The sequence below is a fragment of the Ekhidna algicida genome (assembly GCF_051379705.1).
Lineage (GTDB): Bacteria > Bacteroidota > Bacteroidia > Cytophagales > Cyclobacteriaceae > Ekhidna.
Genome location: NZ_CP179868.1, coordinates 937,678 through 958,005, shown reverse-complemented (window position 1 = coordinate 958,005; position 20,328 = coordinate 937,678). Strand labels below are relative to the sequence as shown.

Here is a 20,328-nt window from a genome sequence, read left to right as displayed (position 1 = left end):
TCATTTTTATTCATCTTTCAATGATTTGGCAGGATTTACTCGTGCCGCTTTCCATGATTGAAAACTGATCGTGATCCATGCAATGGAAATAGCGATAACTCCTGATATGATGTAGGTAGAAGGTTTCAGGTTTGTTCGATAGGCGAACTCCTCAAGCCAATAGTTCATAGCAAATGATGCAATGGGTATCGCAATAACCAGCGCGATGAATATGAGTTTCAGAAAGTTTTTAGAAAGCAAATTGACGATACTTGGAATCGAAGCTCCAAGTGTCTTTCGAATTCCAATCTCTTTGGTCTTTTGCTCCGCCGTGAACGCGGCTAAACCAAATAATCCAAGACAAGCTATAAAAATGGTTAAGACGGCAAAAACTGTAAAAATTTCTCCGACCTTGTTTTCAGCTTCATACATGGCATTGAATTGCTGATTCATGAATTGATATTCGAATGGCTGTCCAGGAACAAACTTGTCCCAAGTGGCTTCCAAATGATCGATGGTTGCGTCAGCATTTTCCATTTGGATTTTGAATAATGCAAAACCAGAATTCTGTCCCAGATGCATTACTAACGGTTCAATGTTGTTTCTGAGCGATTTGAAGTGGAAGTCACTAACTACACCAATGATTTTATATCCTTCAACTACAGGATTTTCATTGGATCCGCCATACTTGTAAATACTGGATCCGATTGGAGACTCATATCCGAAGTTTCTAGCAGCTGTTTCATTAATTAATACGGCCATAGAATCACTCGCAAATTCCTCAGAGAAGTATCTACCTTCATTCACTTCAATTTCCATTGTGTTAACGAAATCATGATCCACTACGGCAATACTTATAACCAGACTTTCATCCGAGGCAGCACTTGCATTTTTGAAATAGAGGTCAGAGTTGTTTGTGTTGCCCATTGGGGTGAAACTTGCAATCGTACTGCTCATCACGTTGGCATTTCTTGATGCTTCTTCCTTGTACGCATCTACTTGGTCGCGGAGAATCCATGCATCATTTACCATCAAAATTTGATCTTTTTCGTATCCCAACTTTTTGTTTTGGATAAATGACAGCTGATCAAATACTATAGCGGTTCCAATGATCATGATAATGGAAATAGCGAATTGGAAAATCACTAATGCACTTCGGATGGGTCCACTTTTTATGCCTTGTCTTACTGTTCCTTTCAGCACTTCCACCGGCTTAAACATCGACATGTAAAATGCAGGATAACTACCGGCCAGCAGTCCAACAAGAATCATTACTCCCAGCATAAATAATACGAAAGAGCCATCTAAAAGTGTAATAAAACTTAGCTCCTTACCCGCAAGTGTATTGAAAGAGGGTACTGCAATGAATGAGATCACATAAGAAATGATAAATGCTAAAACCGAGATTAAGAGTGCTTCTGATACAAACTGATTAATCAATTGTTTCTTTCGTGCGCCCATAGCTTTTCTGACTCCAACTTCCTTGGCGCGATTGGCAGATCGAGCAGTGGCCAGGTTCATGAAATTGATACAGGCTAATACTAGAATGAATAAGCCCACAGCTGAAAAGATAAAGACATATTTAATGTCACCATTTGCTTCAAGATCACTGTCTTTGTCTGAGGCGAGGTGAATTTCTGTCATTGGGAAAAGAGAGAATCCCACAGCGTTTCCACTGTTTTTGAACTCTTCCATATTCATGTTTAAGAATTGCTCTATCAATGGAGCACAATAGGTTTGTATCATATCCGGAAACTTTGCTTCGAGCGCTTCTCCAGCTATGCCTTCCTTTAGTTTCACGTATGTATTGAAATTTGTGCTTAACCAGTTTTGGTTATTGGCCCAATCAAATGTGCTCATGGACAGCATCATGTTGTGATGAAAGTGTGTATTGTCTGGGATGTCGGCGTAGACTCCCGCTACCTCATAGTCGTCCTGATTATCTAGTACCAATACTTCACCAACAGGATTTATATCTCCAAATATCTTTTTGGATGTTGTCAGATCCATAACCAATGTGTTGGGTCTATTGAGAGCTGTCTCTATGTCTCCGTAGATAAGGTCAAGTGAGAAGAACTTAAAGAAGTTAGAATCAGCCATGGCTACATGCTCTTCTTTGAAAGTCTCTGTTTGCCCTTTCCTTTTCACAAACCAGTTACCACTATTTCGGAAACGCAAAGCGTCTTCAACTTCCGGATAATCCGTTTTCAAGGCCAGTGCGGTGGGAGCTCCTACAGCTGCAGAGATATGATCTGAGCCATTGAGTGTTGCAGCAAAATCTACGCGATAGATTCGATCAGCTCCTTCAAAGTGTGAGTCGTAACTGAGCTCATCTTTTACGAAGAGCGAAATGAGCATGAAACATGCCAATCCAATTGATAGTCCTATCACATTTAAAAGTGAATAGAACTTATGCTTGAGAATGTTTCTCAACGCAATATTGAAGTAGTTTTTTAGCATTGTAGTAGAAGTTAGTTAAAGGTATTGATGCATATCACAGTACAAACGTTGCTTCTACAAAGGCCCACTCTCAGTGAGAGTGAGCCATCATAGTAGAGTAGGTGAAATCATTCGTCCTTTAATGACTTGGCTGGGTTGACCCTTGCCGCATTCCATGACTGGAAGCTCATGGTGAACCATGCAATCACCAGAGCTATTACACCAGCCAATATGAAAATCATGAAGTTGATATTTGTCCTGTTTTCAAAATCCTGAAGCCACTCATTCATGAAGTAGTAGGAGATAGGAGCAGCAATTAAAAAGGCAATGCCTACCAACTTTAAAAATTCTTTGGAAAGCAGTGTGATGATGCTCATGATAGAAGCGCCCAATACTTTTCTTACCCCGATTTCCTTTCTGCGTTGCTCAGCCGTAAATGCAGCGAGACCATACAATCCGAGACAAGCAATGAATATTGCAAGGAAGGCAAAGACACCGAATATGTTGCCAAGCTTTTGCTCACTCTCATACATGTCGTTAAAGCGTTGATCTAGGAAGCTGTACTCGAATGGTTGTCCTGGTGCAAATTCAACCCATTTATTCTCCAGGAAATCGATCGTAGCAGGGATATTTTCTGTATCTATTTTCAAGCTAAGAAATCCCCGACTTCTTCCTAATTCGAAGAGTAAAGGTTCAATACTGTTTCTCAAACTCTGAAAGTGGAAGTTTTTCACAACACCAATCACGGTGTAGGTTTCAACAGTTGGATTTTCTTGTGAGCCGCCATAAGTAGATAATTTTTTACCTATAGCATCGTCCCAATCCAGTCGCGCCACTGCAGCTTCATTTAACAATATTGCGGAGCTATCACTTGGAAAATCTCTTGAAAAATCACGACCTTCTTTAATTTCTATATCAAGCGTACTCAGGTAATCATGATCAACTCGAAACTCACTGAAAACATAACTTTCATCTTTTGTAGGATTGGATCCAGGAAACCATAAGTTATTGTTGTTATTACTTGGAACTGGTAAGAATCCGGAAAGGGTAGCAGATTTCACATTCGAATATTGCAATGCTTCATTTTTGTAGGATTCTGACTTGTCACCCATCATCCATGGATTGTGAACGAGAAGTACGTGATCCTTAGAAAACCCAAGTTTCTTATTTTGAATGTAGGAAAGCTGTTGATATACAATCGCCGTTCCGATGATCATGATAATGCTTACGCAAAATTGAAGAACCACCAATGTACTTCTCAAACTACCACCTTTGAGACCCAAGTTTAGTTTTCCTTTGAGAACTTCTACCGGACGAAATTTTGACAGGAAGAACGCCGGATAACTTCCGGCCAGGAATCCAACGGTTATCAACACCCCAATCATAATCAAGATGAAGTTGAATGAGAGCAGATTATTAAAGTTCATCACCTTGTCTGCCAATGTGTTGAATTGACCCAATAGCAAGAATGACAATGCATATGCGATCAGAATTGAAATGAATGTGATCAGAAATGCTTCAGTAAGAAACTGCTTTCTCAACTGGCTTTTGTGTGCACCCATCACCTTTCTAACGCCTACTTCTTTTGCTCTTCCCGCAGATCTTGCAGTCGATAAGTTCATGAAGTTTATGCATGCCAGGATTAGAATAAATAGTGCGATGGCTGTAAAAATCATTACATATTTATAGTCACCGTTTGCTTCCAATTCACCTAGTTTATCTGACTGTAGATGGATATGTGCAAGAGGAAATAAGTAGAAACCTGCACTGTTGCCAGCTTCGTAAAATTCTTCCATCGACGCACCCATGAATTGTTGAATTTCCGGGCCAATGTATTTCTGAATTAGGTCAGGAAATTTAGCTTCCAATGCTTTTGGGTCTGATCCTTCTTGTAGCTTCAGATACGTGTTGAAGTTGAAACTCATCCAAAATGTCTGCTTCGCCTCTTCTCTGCTCTCCATACTGAGCATGATATCATATTTGAAGTGAGAGTTTGAAGGCATGTCTTGATAGATGCCGGTTATTTCCCAGTCTTCATCATTATCCATCACTACGATTTCTCCAAGCGGATCATCCTCACCAAAGATTTTTTGAGCAGCAGATTGACTGATTACCAGAGTATTTGGTCTTTCAAGGCATGTTTTTGCATCGCCTTTGACCAAATTAAAATCCCAGAATGTGAAGAAATTAGCATCCACGAAAACTACGTCATCTTCATTGTATGCATTGGTCTCTTCTTTTTTTCGAATGGTCCAGTTACCTGAACCTCTGAGTCGTGTGGATGCTTCCACCTCTGGAAATTCCTTCGGCATGGTAGGTCCCGCAGGCGCACTTGCCAAAGCGGTAACGAATTCTGATCCATTGAGTACACCGCTGAAATCCATGCGGTAGATTCGATCTGAATCAGAATGAAATGTGTCGTAGCTTAATTCGTCTACCACATAAAGTGAGATCATCAGGAAGCATGTCAATCCAATTGACAGCCCCAGAATATTGATCAATGAGTAGAACTTGTGTTTGAATAAGTTGCGCAAGGCAACATTGAAATAGTTCTTTAGCATGATTTTGAGTTTTTGTCCTTTGAGTTAGTCTAGTCCATAGTACTTAGTCCGGTACTATTTTAGAGTGATCGTGTCTATACGATCCCATGGAACGTATACACGATCTCCTTTTGTTTTTATGAGAACTCCAAGATTCTTGTCACTCACGTCTTGTCCATCTTCGAGAGTGATCTTAGAGCCATCTTTTAAAGTAATATTAGCTGCATATGAACCTCTTGGTGTAATTTCTTTGATGTTGCTAAATGGTATAATGAACTTAACATCATCATCTTCTCCATTCAATAATTCGAAAGTGTATTCCTCATCCAGGTCATAGATGATTTCACCCGTATAAGTATCACCATTGTCAACTACTACGGTACCGGATATCTTCTTAGGAGAGGCAAATGAGCTGTAAGAAGGCCCGCTGTTTGGCGCACTTTTGAAGGTAACTTTATCAAATTCATCCCAGTCGATATCTACTCGTCCTAGCCCTTTCACGGTCACAATAATGCCCTTATTGTCGTCATCCACATCATTAGTCCCTCTCAAATCCAGGGTACGACCTGATTTTAGTCGCACAAGGCTGCTGCTATATCCATCACGCTCGATTGACTCAATCTTGTCAAAGGCGATCTCGTAATCGTCACCGTCCTCTTCGCCATCCAGCACGTCAGTGCCAACACGCTCGTCATGATCCCACTGAATGAATCCGGTGAACTCACCTAGGTCACATATAACAGTTCCGTACAATGGATCACCGAATTTCTCATTAAGTTTAGATGGGGTAGGAAGAAAATCAATGCGATCCAGGTTGCTCCAGGAAAGTCTCACATTTCCTAATTCCTGATCAAGAATGGTGATCTTTGCCCCAACGTCATTGTAGCCACTGCCGTCGACTTGCAGGAAATCTCCATTTTTTAATTCTACTTCTACTCGATCATTCGATCTTATTCTTAACGCTTTTAGATTGCCAAATTCAGTTGAAAATTCGTGAACGAATCTTCCGTCATTATCATCGTCCCAGCTGATATTTACAAATCTTGAGATGAGATTATCATTTCTATCATAGTATCGGTCTTCTAGGTTGTCAAGTTCTCGATTGGATAGATAGTCCAGATTTTTGTTCTCTTTTTTTGAGGCGTTGAACATGTCTGTCCAGTATACTTCCTCTTTTCCCCACCTTAGTGGGCCTTCATATGTATCACCGTCTTCTGTTGTGACGCGTCCATATATAAATCCTTCGTCTTGAGCCTCAGCAGCAATGAAGAGGAAAGATGCTAAAACCGTTCCGGTAAGTTTTAAATAGTTTACTAATCGTGTCATAGGTATTTTGAGTTTAGGTTTCCTTTGTGGTTTGATGCTAACTAAAGACAAAAGGTTGCACCAAAGGTTAACGTTTGTAATATATAGTACTTGTTAATGCATAGTACAACGGTCAAAAAAGGATGTTGGTTGCGGCAGGAAAGAAAAAGCTTAGTTGGTTTCTTTCACAAATAGGTGAAAGTACTCATTGAGCGGGCAGGTGGAAGCAATTTCTCTGGCTTCCTCTTTGGAATTGGCAGATATCAGCACAAATCCTGCGATAAGCTCTTTGGCTTCAACAAATGGCCCATCAGTTGTAACGCTTTTTTTGCGTGGAATTAAATCTCCAGGTTCAAGAGATAGTCTTCTAGCAGTAATATGCTTTTCTGAAAGTGTTTCAGCCCATTTTCCATACTCCTGAATACAATGTTGTTCTTCAGCTTGAGACAATGCGCGTTCATTTTGTGCAGCTATGAGGATAAGATATTCTTTCATATCTGGATAACGATCAGAAATAACATTAATGGACTATTCAATAATTCCAATAATAATTTTATCTCCGTCAGGACTAAAGTTACCGTCTTTATCATATGCTCCCCAGGGACTATTCATGATAAAGTAGAATTTATCTTTGATCCAGACACCTTGAGTTGGTTCTCCAAGTGTTCCGGCCTGACCCAACGTCTTTTTCGCGATGATTTTATCTTCATCACTTGATAATTGATACCTCACAATCCGATTGGGATTCGTTCCATTGTGTAGACCGATTAATGATCCATTGTCGTAGTAAAGGCCATCAATTCCTTTTATGAGAACATCGTTTGACTCAATTTTCAACTTCTCAAATTCCCTTGTTGCTAAATTCACCTTGTAAACTCCATCAATGTAGTCGCTCACGAAAAGCGCACTTTGTGTTTCATTCAATGTTAGGCCCTGGAGGTTAAACACCCTTTCTGAAAGATCCACAAAAACTTCAAGCTCTCCTTTTTTCTTACTGATCCAATAAAGCTGATTGCTGGTTCCGTCTGAGATATAAACATTCTCCTCATTATCGACTATTAAGTCACCGAAATTGTGCCCGCGGGGGAGAGCAAATGTTTCTAGCAGTTCACCATTTTTAAGGTTGTATTTCAAGACACTGGCAAATCCCTCCTCATTTTGATCAAAATTTTCATATACATTCATGGAGGAGGTGCAGGCCCAAAGTACCTTTTGATCTTTAGATATTTCTAAGCCCATAACTGACCAGGAGTTCTTTGTGGATTCAGCCCAAAGAGCCGGTTCTTGTCCTTCTTCTATTTTCCAAATATTCCCATCTCGTACTCCACCTATAAAAAAAGCTTTTTGCTTTTCAGAGTAGGTGATTGACTCAGGATGGCTCGCTAGTAACTGGAATTCGATTGTCTTTTTAAAATCAAGCCTTTCGGTCAAATAGTTTTGCTTGACCTGAATTGCTTTGAAAGCAGGTAGTTCTTCCAGAGAAACAAAATCTTTATCCTCACTAAAGTTCTGAGTGGCATCCATTAAGATGTATTTATTGAGCACTTCTAATGACTTGTCAGGATTTCCTAAAAGTGCGTAGCTGCTAGCCAGGTTGTAGACAACCGCGGGATAGTTCGGGCGCATAGAATCTATTGAATACATTCTCTTATTAAAGAGCGTGTAATCTTGCTGTTCATATGCTTGCACGCCTTCCTGGTATAATTCCCTTAGACCTTGAGCTGAACTGGTGAGTGTAGAAATGGTGAGTATGGTGTAAAATAATTTTCGCATGGTTCTATTTGGATTACATTCCCACAACAGACCAACTAGACTATACCATTAGCGCTTGTAAAAATGATTAGAATTCAATTTTGAAATCCAACCTTTCTCCATTGCGATCAACGATCACAACTGTCTCGTCTCCTTTTTCGAATGTAGAAAGGGCGCGCATGTAACTCATCATATCAGTAACTGTGCTATCGCCAAGCTGAACAACAATGTCTCCTTTTGCTATGCCGGCTTTTATGGCGGGTTTATCTTCACTCACTCCATCTATACGCATCCCCGTTCCATCAAACATATAGTCCGGCACTACTCCAAGAGTTACTGTAAACCGAGGATTGTCAGACTGATCTTTCGTTTTGGTAAATGCAATCTTTGCATCATCGTCCATCAAGATGATCATTCGCTCAATGAAAGAAGCGACTGCCAAAATCCCATCATTATTGATCTTTTCTACATCATCTCCAGGTTTGTGATAGTCTTCGTGCTGTCCCGTGAAAAAATGAAGAACAGGTATGTCTTGCAGATAAAATGATGTATGATCCGATGGGCCAACTCCTGATTCACTTTTGATTAGCTTCAAGCTATCGGCGTTCACTTCATCCAAAAGCCAATTCCAAATAGGTGAGGTGCCCGTACCATTCACCGCAAGTCCCTTATCACGATCCAATCTGCCTACCATATCCATGTTGATCATGAAATTGACTTTTGATAAATCGACAGTCGGATTCTTTGTGAAATAATTGGAACCCCAAAGACCTTTTTCTTCCCCTGACATTCCGATAAAAACAATGTCTCTGTTGAGTTCTTTTTTAGAAAGCACACGTGCCAAATGAAGCATCGCGGCAACTCCACTTGCATTATCGTCAGCTCCATTATGTACAGCTTTCTCACCTCTATGCAGAGAAGAAAAGTCACCCATTCCCAAATGATCATAGTGTGCCCCAACAACAACCATTTCTTCTCCGGGGTTGTCGATCATGCCAATAACATTATATCCTGTGATTCCATCTGAACCATTCTCCTCTGAAGGTTGAGCATGCGGATTGTCTGGGTCATTCACGAAAAAGGATTGATAGTAACCATCGGTTCCTTTTGGAAGTGCACTACTTTTTTTAAGCTCGGCAACAATGTAATCTGCAGCCATTTTTTCTCCTGGTGTACCTACTTCTCTACCGGCTAATGAATCGCTGGCCAATACTTCTATGTCTTTTCCAATTTGTTCGATTGGATCATATTTTTCTGATTGTTCACAGTTTGTAAACATCAGTATAGGTAGGAGGATGGCTAGATACTTTTTCATTTTTGATTTGTGAGTTACTTTCGCAGGCTAAAGATACCAACCGATGAAGAACTTTACGATTTTATCCGCCTTACTTATTGCATTTTCATGCTCACAACCTAATCAAGCTGAAAAAGAAGCCACTTCTGCAGATTCACTTAGATATGATAATGAGGTGCATTTAAAAAATGTGCGTCAACTGACGTGGGGAGGAAATAATGCTGAGGCATATTGGAGTTTCGATGGAAACAGCCTGGTGTTTCAATCAGACTTTTCGGAATGGGGTGTTGAGTGCGACCAAATTTTCACGATGGACATTGCAGATGTGACGAAAGGAGAACGGCCTGACATGGTAAGTACAGGACTTGGAAGAACCACTTGTTCTTACTTCTTGCCAGGCGATTCATTAATTGTTTATGGATCTACGCATCTGGCCGATAGTCTTTGTCCTCCGGTACCGAGTCGGAGCACAGGTAAATACGTTTGGCCGATCTATGAAGGATATGATATTTTCGTTGCGAACCTGAATGGGGAGATCGTAAGTCAATTGACAAGTGATGCAGGATATGACGCAGAGGCCACTGTATCACCAAATGGAGATCGAATCATCTTTACCTCCACAAGATCGGGAGATTTGGAACTTTATACCATGAATCTTGATGGATCGGATGTGGTACAGCTCACCGATGAGCTTGGCTATGATGGTGGAGCCTTCTTTTCTCCAGATGGAAGCAAGATTGTTTGGAGAGCTTCTCGACCTAAAACAGATGAAGAAATAACAGAGTATACTGATCTACTGAAGCAAGGACTTGTTCAGCCGACGGAAATGGAATTGTATATCGCCAATGCAGACGGATCTGAGGCGCGTAAAATCACAAGCTTGGGTAATGCGAATTGGGCGCCATTCTTCACACCCGATGGTGATAAAATCCTTTTTTCTTCCAATCACGCTTCAGAGAGGGGATTTCCATTTAATCTGTTCATGGTGAATCTGGATGGTAGCGAACTGGAACAGGTAACGTTTGATGATACTTTCGACTCATTTCCAATGTTTAGCCCAGATGGAAAGTATTTGGTTTGGGCATCTAATCGAAACAATGGTGGAAATCGGGATACGAATCTTTTTGTGGCCGAGTGGGTGGATTAACTATTGAATGCTAAGGCATAAAAAAAATCCCAGCTGTAAGGCTGGGATTTTTTTGTTTTAATCTGATGTACTTATTCTTCTATTGTTATTGTTCTTTCTACCTGGTTGAATGGACCGGGAATCGTGTTGCCATCGGCATCTACTAATTCTAGCTCAATAGTTGTCTCTCCACTCATCAATCCTTCAATGTAATAGGGAGCCCACTCATCAATGGTAAATTCTTTGCCATTTATTGTGGCAATTACTTTGTTGCCATCTGCAGATAAATCTGTGTTTAATAAGTAGAAATCCAGCATTACTTTTTCCGTGTCTGCTCCTTTATATGTTCCTTTTGGTCGGCTATAAAATAAATGTGGTGCAGAGAGGTCAGCTTCTTCCGGATCAACAGGGCCCACCGCTAAATTTTCTATGTAGTATGCTCCGTCGCTTTTTACACTTTCATGATAAGATCTGGATAAAAAGGCAAGCACTACATAATTGCCGTCATCAAGTACATCATTGATTCCATCCATGTAATGCGCAGCATATGGCCCATTATTGACGATATAATGGATGTGCTGTCCTTTGCCTGAATTGGCTATTCCTCTGGTGGCAGCATCTTCGGTTTGCACTCCAAGTTCATAGTTCGCTACATCAAATGAGTAGCTCACATGATTCCCGGTATCTGTAGGTGTGGTAATAATGCCCACATTAGATAATTGTGCATCTGGAAAATCTGGTGAAGACGGAGCTTTGGTAAGCGTAATGGGTTCGAATCCAGTGTCTGCACTCTCCGCCGCTTCCTCGCCAGACTCTTCTGATTTTGAAGTACTTGTACATGAGAATCCGATAAAGGCTATCATGATAATCGATAATAATCCTAGCTGTTTAGTTTTCATATTTAGGTTGTTTCAGTTTTAATTAAAGTTACAATCTGCTTAATAAACAAAAAACCCAGACTTTTGATCCGGGTTTTTTCGATTTGTTGTTTTTGCCTAATTATCCTTCAGGAAATTTCTCAGGACATAGTTCAGAATGCCTCCGTGCTTGTAGTATTCTACATCTACTCCGGAATCAAGTCTTACCAAAGCTTTAAATGCTACTTTCGATCCATCTTTCTTGGTGGCAGTAACATCTACCAACTTCCCTGGAGTCAGATTATCCGAGATCCCGGAGATGTCATAGGTTTCTTCCCCAGTCAGCCCTAGCGTTTCCTGCGTTTCACCTTCCTGAAACTGAAGAGGCATCACACCCATACCCACCAGGTTTGATCGGTGAATTCGTTCGTAGCTTTCTGTAATTACTGCTTTGACACCCAATAACTGAGTTCCTTTGGCAGCCCAGTCTCTCGAAGATCCTGATCCGTACTCTTTTCCACCGATAACCACCAGTGGAGTCCCTTCCTCCTGGTATTTCATTGATGCATCAAAAACGGTCATTTCTTCTCCGGTAGGAATGTATTTAGTCCATCCACCTTCTCTCGAAGCGAGTTTGTTTTTAATACGCACATTCGCAAATGTGCCACGCATCATTACCTCATGATTACCGCGTCGGGAGCCATACGAGTTGAAGTCTTTCTTCTCAACTCCATTGTTTACCAGGTACTGTCCCGCAGGGTGTTCGGGTAGAAATTTACCTGCTGGTGAAATGTGATCTGTCGTCACCATATCGCCAAGTTGAAGAAGGACATTTGCTCCTTTGATATCATCAGGGTTAGGCACATCCTCAGAAATATTCTGGAAGAATGGTGCCTCCTGAATGTAGGTAGAATTACTGTCCCAATCATACGTCTGGCCTTTCGGGGCAGCGAGGTTTTTCCAGGTATCATCACCTGCAAAAATTGTCTCGTAGTTTTTCTTATAGTCTTCAGGACTGAGTACACTGGTCATCACTTCATCTATTTCCTGCGAAGATGGCCAGATGTCTTTCAGGTAAACATGGTTGCCATCTTTGTCTTTACCGAGTGGCTCATTGTTCATATCAAAGTCGGTATGACCAGCAATTGCATAAGCCACTACCAGCATAGGTGAGGCTAAGAAGTTCATTTTAATATTTGGGTGGATTCGCGCCTCAAAGTTTCGGTTACCCGAAAGCACCGAACTCACCACCATATCATTCTCGATCACGGCCTTTTGCACCGAAGGAATCATGTCACCTGAGTTGCCGATACACGTGGTACATCCATACCCTACGGTATAGAACTTAAGGTCCTCTAAGAATGGAAGTAGTTTAGATTTTTCGAGGTATTCGGTTACCACTCTCGATCCTGGAGCTAATGATGTCTTCACCCAAGGCTTAACTTTTAGCCCCAACTCTGAAGCTTTTTTCGCAACCAATCCCGCACCAATCATTACGCTCGGGTTTGAGGTGTTGGTACATGAGGTGATCGCAGCTACTACCACAGAGGCATCTGAAAGACAATGGTTCTTACCATCGATTATAACATCCACCGAACGAACACCATTTTTGTTTTTCACCGTTGGTGCAGGCATTCCGCCTTCGTTGGCCCAGTCAGAGGTTCGATCATCGATGGCAATGTATTCTCTGCCCTGATCTTTAAGCAGGCCGATTATTTTTTCTTTTGCTTCTCTGAGTAGAATTTTATCCTGAGGTCGTTTTGGGCCTGAGATTGTAGGTTCTACGGTTCCTAAATCCAACTCCACTACATCTGTGTATTCGATTTCTGCATTGTCGTCTCTCCACAGCATGTTTGTTTTAGCATAGGCCTCTACCATGTCAATGTGATCTTCCGTACGACTGGTATTTCTCATGTAATCGAGCGTGCGCTGATCGATTGGCCAATGTGTATCCGTACAGCCGAATTCTGGCGACATATTGGAGATGGTAGCTCGATCGGTAACGGCCAGATTTTCAAGTCCCGGGCCGAATACTTCAACGATTTTGCCAACTACTCCATAGTCTCTTAGCAGTTTGGTGACAGTCAAAACCAAGTCGGTAGAAGTTGTACCTTCTTTCATTTCACCCGTAATTTTCAGCCCGATTACTTGGGGCAGGATCATGTAAATCGGCTGACCTAGCATGGCTGCTTCGGCCTCAATACCTCCAACGCCCCAACCAAGTACGCCGATTCCATTCACCATTGGTGTGTGAGAATCTGTACCTACAAGGGTATCAGGAAATAGGTAGCCATCTCTTTCGATCACACCTTTTGCCAAATATTCCAGGTTAACCTGGTGGCAAATACCCATGCCCGGAGGCACAACTGAGAAATTTGTAAATGCCTGTTGTCCCCATTTCAGGAGCTTATACCTCTCATCGTTTCTCTCATATTCCAGGTCTACATTTTTCTGATAAGAATCAGCCGCACCGAAGAAATCAACAACTACGGAGTGATCAATCACCATATCGGCGGGAACCACTGGGTTGGTTTTGCTGGTATCTTTTCCTTTTCGAGCTACCTCAGCCCGTATAGACGCAATGTCTACAACGGCTGGAACTCCTGTGAAATCCTGCATCAATACACGAGCAGGGCTATAAGGAATGTCTTTTTTGCCGGCAGTTTCTTTCCAGTTTAGTACAGTTTCAATATGTTCTTCAGTAACTGCGAATCCATCATAGTTTCTAATTACATTTTCCAGAAGGATTCGGATGGAGTAGGGGAGTTTTTTGACAACCGGCTTTTTCTTTGCTAATTCAAAGATGCTGAAGTATTTGTGTTCTCCTAATTGACTGGGTAGTTGTTTCTCGATTCCTAGAAAATCCTGTGGCATGTATATTCTGTTTTAAGGTTTACGATTCTAAAGATAAACAGGAATTGGGTTTGTTTAGTTTCTCAGGCCCTTTGTCACACTTCCAAAACCTGAAAAACGGTGTGCGCTTGGAAATTGCTGATGGAACTCCTGAAGGGACGGTTTTTAAGGTTTGGATGGCTGGGTTGACACGGAAGAACTTCCGCGTAAGCAGAGGAGGAGTTTATGCATTAATGTAAGTGCTTTATGCAACGATGCAAGTCCTTCATGCATTGATGTAAGTGCTTCATGCAATGATGCAAGTCGTTTATGCAACGATGTAAGTCCTTCATGCACGACTGTAAGTCCTTCATGCAGCGATGTAAGTGCTTTATGTATGACTGTAAGTCGCTCATGCAACGATGTAAGTGCTTTATGCACGACTGCAAGGGATTCATGCAGTGATGTTGCTGGTATCCTGCGGTAAAAGGTTTGTACGGACGGACCTAAAAGGGGACGGGAAGCAGAAGTTGCAAACTTGCGCTAGTGGAGGACGGGAAAGTAACTTCCTCGCTAGGTAGGATATGCTTGGTTCTTGAATTGCTTTAATCGTCATTCCTGATGAAGCGAACGCGGAATTCAGGAATTTCTAAGTAGGATCTAATAAGAGATTCCGGTATTTCTCATTCTTCGAAAACCGGAATAACGAATGGGTGCGGTACAGTAGCCGGAATGACGAATACCTCTGATTTGGAACGTCATTCCTGAGCCTTACGGAAGGAAGGATTCAGGAATCTCATGAATGGTATTGGCGCTTGTGGTAGATAGGAAGAAGCACAAGTTATAAACTTGCGCTAGCGGAGGAGGTCATATACTAAAAAGCACAAGTCGCAAACTTGCGATAGCGGAGGCTGCTAGTCACCACTTTCTCTAATTTTTATTATGCATAAGTCAATAAGTGATAATACTCTGAAAAACAAATAATCTATCTGACGAACATCAGTTAGTTCCTTCTTATCAGTTTCATGATGTCTTATTCTATAGTTATTACCAATTTTTGTTAGTGTGATAAACTCATTGTTGAACTCATCTTTATCAATGTCAGTAGATATTTTAGATATTAATTGAGTTGATGATTTCTTTTTATCACCACTGTAATATGTTTTCACTCTCTCAAAGGCGTCCCAGATTTTTTCTAAAGCAATTTGCTTATCATTTGGCTTTAAAAATCTACTCTTAGCCTCATTAATTAACTCATTAAGCTCTTGATCATTGGTGTTACTTTCTTGATTGAAAAGCAAGTCAGTATTTACATTCATGTTTAGCAAATGGGCTAAATCAATTTCTTCATTTGCATTAATGGATTCGTCAATAAAGTTTTGAAATGTCTCAATAGCTCTGGCATAATTCTCCTCGAAGGAAATGTTTTTATCTTTCGGATTTTTTTTAAAATCTTTTTTATAAAAGAGACCTTTTTTAATTATAGAAGCGACTTGTTTGATGTTTAACTGCTTCAATACACTCTCAACCCAAAATCTCCTAGTAGTCCCGTCGTGTTGGAAATCCAAGTTCAATCGTTCAAAAAATGATGTTAAATAAAAGGAGCTTCGATATGGGAAGGGGTTTTCACCTTCGCCACATATCATTTCTGCCAATTCGTATTCAAAATCAGGATTGTTCACTCGACATTTAAGTAGTTTCAATACTTTAATGTCTTCTGGATTAGTTTCATCAGCACCTTGTTTGAAAATATAATCTTCAATTATTGCTATTCCTTGCTTGACCGATCCTTCAATGAATTGAGTACTCATTTGTTAGACTAGAAAGGTAAGTCATCTAAGCCTTCATAATCTTCTTGCTTTTGATAGAATCTAATTGATTTGATCTTTTCAGAATATTCATCAGGCAATTCTTTGCAAATTCTATCAATTAGTTTTTCAAATTCTTCAGGTTTCTTAAGTTCATTCGAGTCCTCGTATGATCTAAGTTCACTCAGATATCCCTTCAAGCTAGTTAAATTTATGACTTTAGCTAGCCTAGTAATCGTGTTTGCTAGAAATTTTTCTGAGTTATCCATATTTCTCTGTCTAGTGGTGTTAACATCCAGCAACGATGAGTGGCAATTAGAAAACGCTAACCTCTCAATCCCCTCAGAGACGCTTTATTTCAAAATTATTACTTGTGTCGGACTTTCCAATCCCTCCCACAAAAATATCCTGACCGATAAAACTCCATTCATTCATAGCATCAGTTAAGCAAATTTTATTCAAGTTCAAGTTCTGTGAGGATGAGGTGAATTAAACTTATCATTCTGTAAAATAGGTAGTCAATGTGCTTGTTATCGGTAATTTCAATTTTATCTGTTTCGAAGTGTCTAATTTGAAATTTATTGCCTATATCAGTCAAGGATTTCGCTTCTTTCGTAAGTTCGTCTTTTAGATGAGTGTTACCCTTTGATACTAAATCCAAGAGTTGGTCAGCTGACACGTTTTTCTTAGAGCTGTAATAAGTTTTAACCCTTTCAAATGCATCCCATATTTTTTCAAGAGCATTTATCCTGTCGTCCAATTTGGGTAAGATAAATTTATCGTATGCCAGTTCAGTAAGTTCGTTTAGTCGATGATCCGGAGTTTGAAAAATTTTGTTGGTTAGAGTTTGAAATACTTCAGGAGTAGTTCTGTTAATTTGACCTTGGTTATTAAGAAAAAATACTATTCCATTTCGTTCAAATAATTTATTTAATTCATCTCTGAATACTTTTTTCGTCTCAAGATCATCCTGAAACGTTAAATGATAATGTCCGAAAAAATCATGAAAAGTACCCTTAATTGGCTTTTTTATGTGTTGATGACAAAACTCCAAAAAATCTAGGGTTGAGTACTTATCAACTACGGTTTTAACTGTTCTACTTTCCCATTCCATAAAAACGGGAACCTCTTCTTGTTTCCTCTGGATAGGAACATTAAGGTTAGGAATTTCGGCTTTGACTCTATCTTCGAATAATGAATCATCGAATCCACAAATGCCCAATCTATCAGGACATTGCTCCGGGAAACTGGAAGAAAAGTGATTTTCAGCTTTGAATTTTTCATAAACGGCAACAATACCATTCCATACAGAAACAGGTAATTCTTCTTTTACTCTTTCTTGTTTGCCTAGTTCATTATCGCTAAAGTATTCCGCCATTCTATTCCGGTGATATCCCAAATATACCGTTTCCTCCCATCATTCTAATCCCAACAAAAAAGCCCAAGTCAATAACAAAGTCATGGACCCGGGCTTTCATTTTCAATATTTAGCTGGATTTAGGCCACCAATTGCTTGGTTGAAGGCTTAAACTTGGTCAGGTCAATACCCTGCACAGCTGCTTCGTATTCTTCCATCGTTGGCGTGCGGCCAAGGATTGTAGAAAGTACAACCACAGGCGTGGAGGAAAGCAGAGACTCTCCTTTTTTCTCATTGGAATCCTTCACCACTCTCCCCTGAAATAGTCGAGTAGATGTAGCCATCACCGTATCGCCCGGTTCGGCTTTCTCTTGATTTCCCATGCATAGGTTGCAACCCGGACGTTCCAGGTATAGCATGTTTTCGTACTTTGTACGTGCGGCAGCTTTTGGATTGTTATCATCAAACTCAAAGCCGGAGTATTTCTTAAGAACTTCCCAGTCGCCTTCTTCTTTCAACTCATCCACGATGTTGTAAGTTGGAGGAGCGACCACAAGTGGTGCTTTGAATTCAACTTTTCCATGTTGCTGCTCAATGTTCTTGAGCATTTGCGCAAGAATTTTCATATCGCCTTTATGCACCATGCAAGAGCCTACGAAACCAAGGTCTACTTTTTTGGTTCCGCCGTAGAATGAAAGCGGTCTGATGGTATCGTGCGTGTATCGTTTTGACACATCTGCATTGTTTACATCAGGATCGGCAATCATTGGTTCTCCTACGATATCAAGATCTACCACCACCTCAGCATGGTATTTTGCATTGGAGTCCGGCGTGAGTGCTGGTTTGTCACCAGATCTGATTTCTGCGATTCGCTTGTTTGCTTTATCAACCAGTCCTTGAAGAACCTTTAGCTCATTATCCATACCTTTTTCAATCATGATCTGGATTCTGCCTTTGGCAATCTCCAATGACTCAATCAGCGTTTCATCTTCTGAAATACAAATGGAAGCCTTGGCTTTCATCTCAGCAGTCCAATCGGTGAATGTAAAAGCCTGATCGGCAGTCAGTGTACCTAGATGCACCTCAATGACTCTTCCCTGGAATACATTTTCACCGCCAAATTGCTTCAACATTTGTTGCTGCGTTGCATGCACCACATCGCGGAAGTCCATGTAAGGCTTCATTTCTCCTTTGAAAGTTACTTTCACAGATTGTGGAATGGGCATGGAAGCTTCACCGGTCGCAAGTGCAAGCGCAACAGTTCCGGAATCAGCACCGAAGGCAACGCCTTTTGACATCCGAGTATGTGAATCTCCTCCGATAATGATGGCCCAATCGTCAATTGTAATGTCATTCAACACTTTGTGAATCACATCCGTCATTGCGTGGTAAACGCCTTTTGGATCACGTCCGGTAATCAATCCAAAGTCATTCATGAATTTCATGAGCTTTGGAATGTTGGCTTTTGACTTGTCGTCCCAAACCGAGGCTGTATGACACCCGGATTGGTAAGCTCCATCTACTATAGGTGATATCGTAGTAGCAGCCATTGCTTCCAATTCCTGTGAAGTCATCAGACCTGTCGTGTCCTGCGAGCCAACAATATTGACTTCTACTCGTGCATCTGAGCCGGCATGCAAGGTCTTTCCAGGAGTTATGCCTACTGCATTTTTGTTAAATATTTTCTCCACAGCTGTCAATCCCTGACCTTCTATCGAAACCTCTTTTGAAGGAGCGTAAACTTGAGGTGCTTCAATTCCTAAAGTCTTAGCAGCAAACGTTTGGAGCTTTTTCCCGAATACCACCGCATAAGAACCGCCAGCCTTGATGAACTCCATTTTTTGTGGAGTCAGTGAACTTGAGATGTCAATGAGTTCTTGATCGCCATTGTACAGCTTCTTCTTTTTGGTATTGATGGTAAGAACAGTACCTGTAGCCACGGAGTAAGCTTCTTCAAGAACGGGTTCTCCATCTGCATTCGTGATGACATTACCTTCTGCATCCGTCTTTTTCACCCAATTTTTCAGGTCAATTCCGATACCTCCTGTCACACCAACTGTAGTCAGGAAAATAGGAGAGATGCCGTTCGTTCCTGCAATGATTGGAGCAATGTTGATGAATGGAACATACGGGCTCGATTGAATACCTGTCCACAGTGCGACATTATTCACACCAGACATTCTAGATGAACCTACGCCCATGGTTCCTTTCTCGGCGATGAGCATTACACGCTTGTCCGGATGTTTTTCTTTCAAAGCTTTCAGTTCACTTTGCATTTCCTTGTTGTGTTCGAAAATGCACTGACCATGTAATTCTCGATCTGATCTTGAATGAGCGTCTGCACCTGGTGAAAGCAAGTCAGTAGAAATGTCCCCTTCTCCGGCGATGAACGTTACAATCTGAATTTCTTCTTCTACATCCGGAAGGTGAGTGAAGAATTCAGCCTTTGCGTAGCTTTCCAGTAGTTCCTTAGCAATGTCATTTCCGGCCTCAAAGGCTTCTTTAAGCCGGGCGTAATCTGCATCATATAGATAAACTTGCGTTTTTAGAACCTTTGCTGCTTCTGCTGCAATTGAAGCATCGGAGCCTAATGCTAAATCAAGTAGCACTTCAATGGAAGGACCGCCTTTCATGTGAGATAGCAATTCAAAGGCAAATTTCGGAGTAATTTCTTCCACCACAGATTCACCAAGAATGATTTCTTTTAGGAACTTAGCCTTCTCACCTGCAGCACTGGTAGTACCAGGTAAGGTGTTGTAAATAAAGAACTTGAGGGAATCTTTTCTGTGAGTATTCCCGGCATCTTTTATTTGTAAAATGATTTCGCTTAGTAATGCAGCATCATCAATCGGCTTTGGTTGAAGCCCCTGATTTTTTCGCTCCTCTATCTCCTTGATGTAATCTTGATATGTATTCATTTAAAAAAATATTTCAGTATTAGACAGACTCATTAAAGACACCTTTCAGCATCCTTTTTTTAAGGGTCGACAAAGATAATTGAATCTTTGTCTGAATTGTTAACACACAAACACCATGAAG

Annotated in this window: 14 protein-coding genes; 1 reads left to right on the top strand and 13 read right to left on the bottom strand. The window is 40.9% G+C overall.

Annotated features, from left to right (window positions below; translation table 11 throughout):
• Positions 1–6 precede the first annotated feature (6 nt).
• The 6 genes from ACL8WY_RS04085 to ACL8WY_RS04060 form a co-directional block, all read right to left on the bottom strand.
• The gene (locus tag ACL8WY_RS04085; protein ID WP_436517146.1) at positions 7–2,439 is read right to left on the bottom strand and encodes an ABC transporter permease; all 2,433 of its coding nucleotides are present in this window, start codon (positions 2,437–2,439) and stop codon (positions 7–9) included.
• A gap of 107 nt (positions 2,440–2,546) precedes the next feature.
• Entirely contained in the window at positions 2,547–4,979 is a 2,433-nt protein-coding gene (locus tag ACL8WY_RS04080) for an ABC transporter permease (protein ID WP_436517145.1), read from the bottom strand.
• A gap of 54 nt (positions 4,980–5,033) precedes the next feature.
• Entirely contained in the window at positions 5,034–6,284 is a 1,251-nt protein-coding gene (locus ACL8WY_RS04075) for a hypothetical protein (protein ID WP_436517144.1), read from the bottom strand.
• Positions 6,285–6,434: 150 nt separating this feature from the next.
• The gene (locus ACL8WY_RS04070) at positions 6,435–6,758 is read right to left on the bottom strand and encodes a YciI family protein (protein ID WP_436517143.1); all 324 of its coding nucleotides are present in this window, start codon (positions 6,756–6,758) and stop codon (positions 6,435–6,437) included.
• Positions 6,759–6,791: 33 nt separating this feature from the next.
• Positions 6,792–8,036 (bottom strand): TPR end-of-group domain-containing protein, encoded by a 1,245-nt coding sequence (locus tag ACL8WY_RS04065; protein ID WP_436517142.1) that lies wholly within the window; start codon positions 8,034–8,036, stop codon positions 6,792–6,794.
• 67 nt (positions 8,037–8,103) lie between these two features.
• A complete protein-coding gene (locus tag ACL8WY_RS04060; protein WP_436517141.1) occupies positions 8,104–9,330 on the bottom strand; it encodes a M20/M25/M40 family metallo-hydrolase in 1,227 nt (408 codons plus the stop codon).
• Positions 9,331–9,373: 43 nt separating this feature from the next.
• On the opposite strand from ACL8WY_RS04060, the gene ACL8WY_RS04055 reads away from it, so the two are divergent.
• Positions 9,374–10,456, top strand: a complete 1,083-nt coding sequence (locus tag ACL8WY_RS04055) for a TolB family protein (RefSeq protein WP_436517140.1) — start codon at positions 9,374–9,376, stop codon at positions 10,454–10,456.
• Positions 10,457–10,527: 71 nt separating this feature from the next.
• Here the strand turns inward: ACL8WY_RS04055 and ACL8WY_RS04050 are convergent, their stop codons facing one another.
• From ACL8WY_RS04050 to ACL8WY_RS04020, 7 genes are all read right to left on the bottom strand, one after another.
• Positions 10,528–11,334, bottom strand: coding sequence for a phosphopeptide-binding protein (locus ACL8WY_RS04050; RefSeq protein ID WP_436517139.1), 807 nt, complete (start codon positions 11,332–11,334; stop codon positions 10,528–10,530).
• A gap of 96 nt (positions 11,335–11,430) precedes the next feature.
• Positions 11,431–14,166 carry an aconitate hydratase AcnA gene (gene acnA / locus ACL8WY_RS04045; RefSeq protein WP_436517138.1) on the bottom strand — a complete coding sequence of 912 codons (2,736 nt, stop codon included), beginning with the start codon at positions 14,164–14,166 and terminating at the stop codon, positions 11,431–11,433.
• Between the two features lie 144 nt (positions 14,167–14,310).
• Complete coding sequence (locus ACL8WY_RS04040) at positions 14,311–14,565, bottom strand: hypothetical protein (protein ID WP_436517137.1); 255 nt, start codon at positions 14,563–14,565, stop codon at positions 14,311–14,313.
• Between the two features lie 473 nt (positions 14,566–15,038).
• Positions 15,039–15,935 (bottom strand): hypothetical protein, encoded by an 897-nt coding sequence (locus tag ACL8WY_RS04035; RefSeq protein WP_436517136.1) that lies wholly within the window; start codon positions 15,933–15,935, stop codon positions 15,039–15,041.
• Positions 15,936–15,943: 8 nt separating this feature from the next.
• Complete coding sequence (locus ACL8WY_RS04030; protein WP_436517135.1) at positions 15,944–16,132, bottom strand: hypothetical protein; 189 nt, start codon at positions 16,130–16,132, stop codon at positions 15,944–15,946.
• Positions 16,133–16,386: 254 nt separating this feature from the next.
• On the bottom strand, positions 16,387–17,310 hold the full coding sequence (locus ACL8WY_RS04025; protein ID WP_436517134.1) for an AbiJ-NTD4 domain-containing protein: 924 nt from the start codon (positions 17,308–17,310) through the stop codon (positions 16,387–16,389).
• Between the two features lie 119 nt (positions 17,311–17,429).
• Entirely contained in the window at positions 17,430–20,207 is a 2,778-nt protein-coding gene (locus tag ACL8WY_RS04020; protein ID WP_436517133.1) for a bifunctional aconitate hydratase 2/2-methylisocitrate dehydratase, read from the bottom strand.
• Positions 20,208–20,328: the final 121 nt, after the last annotated feature.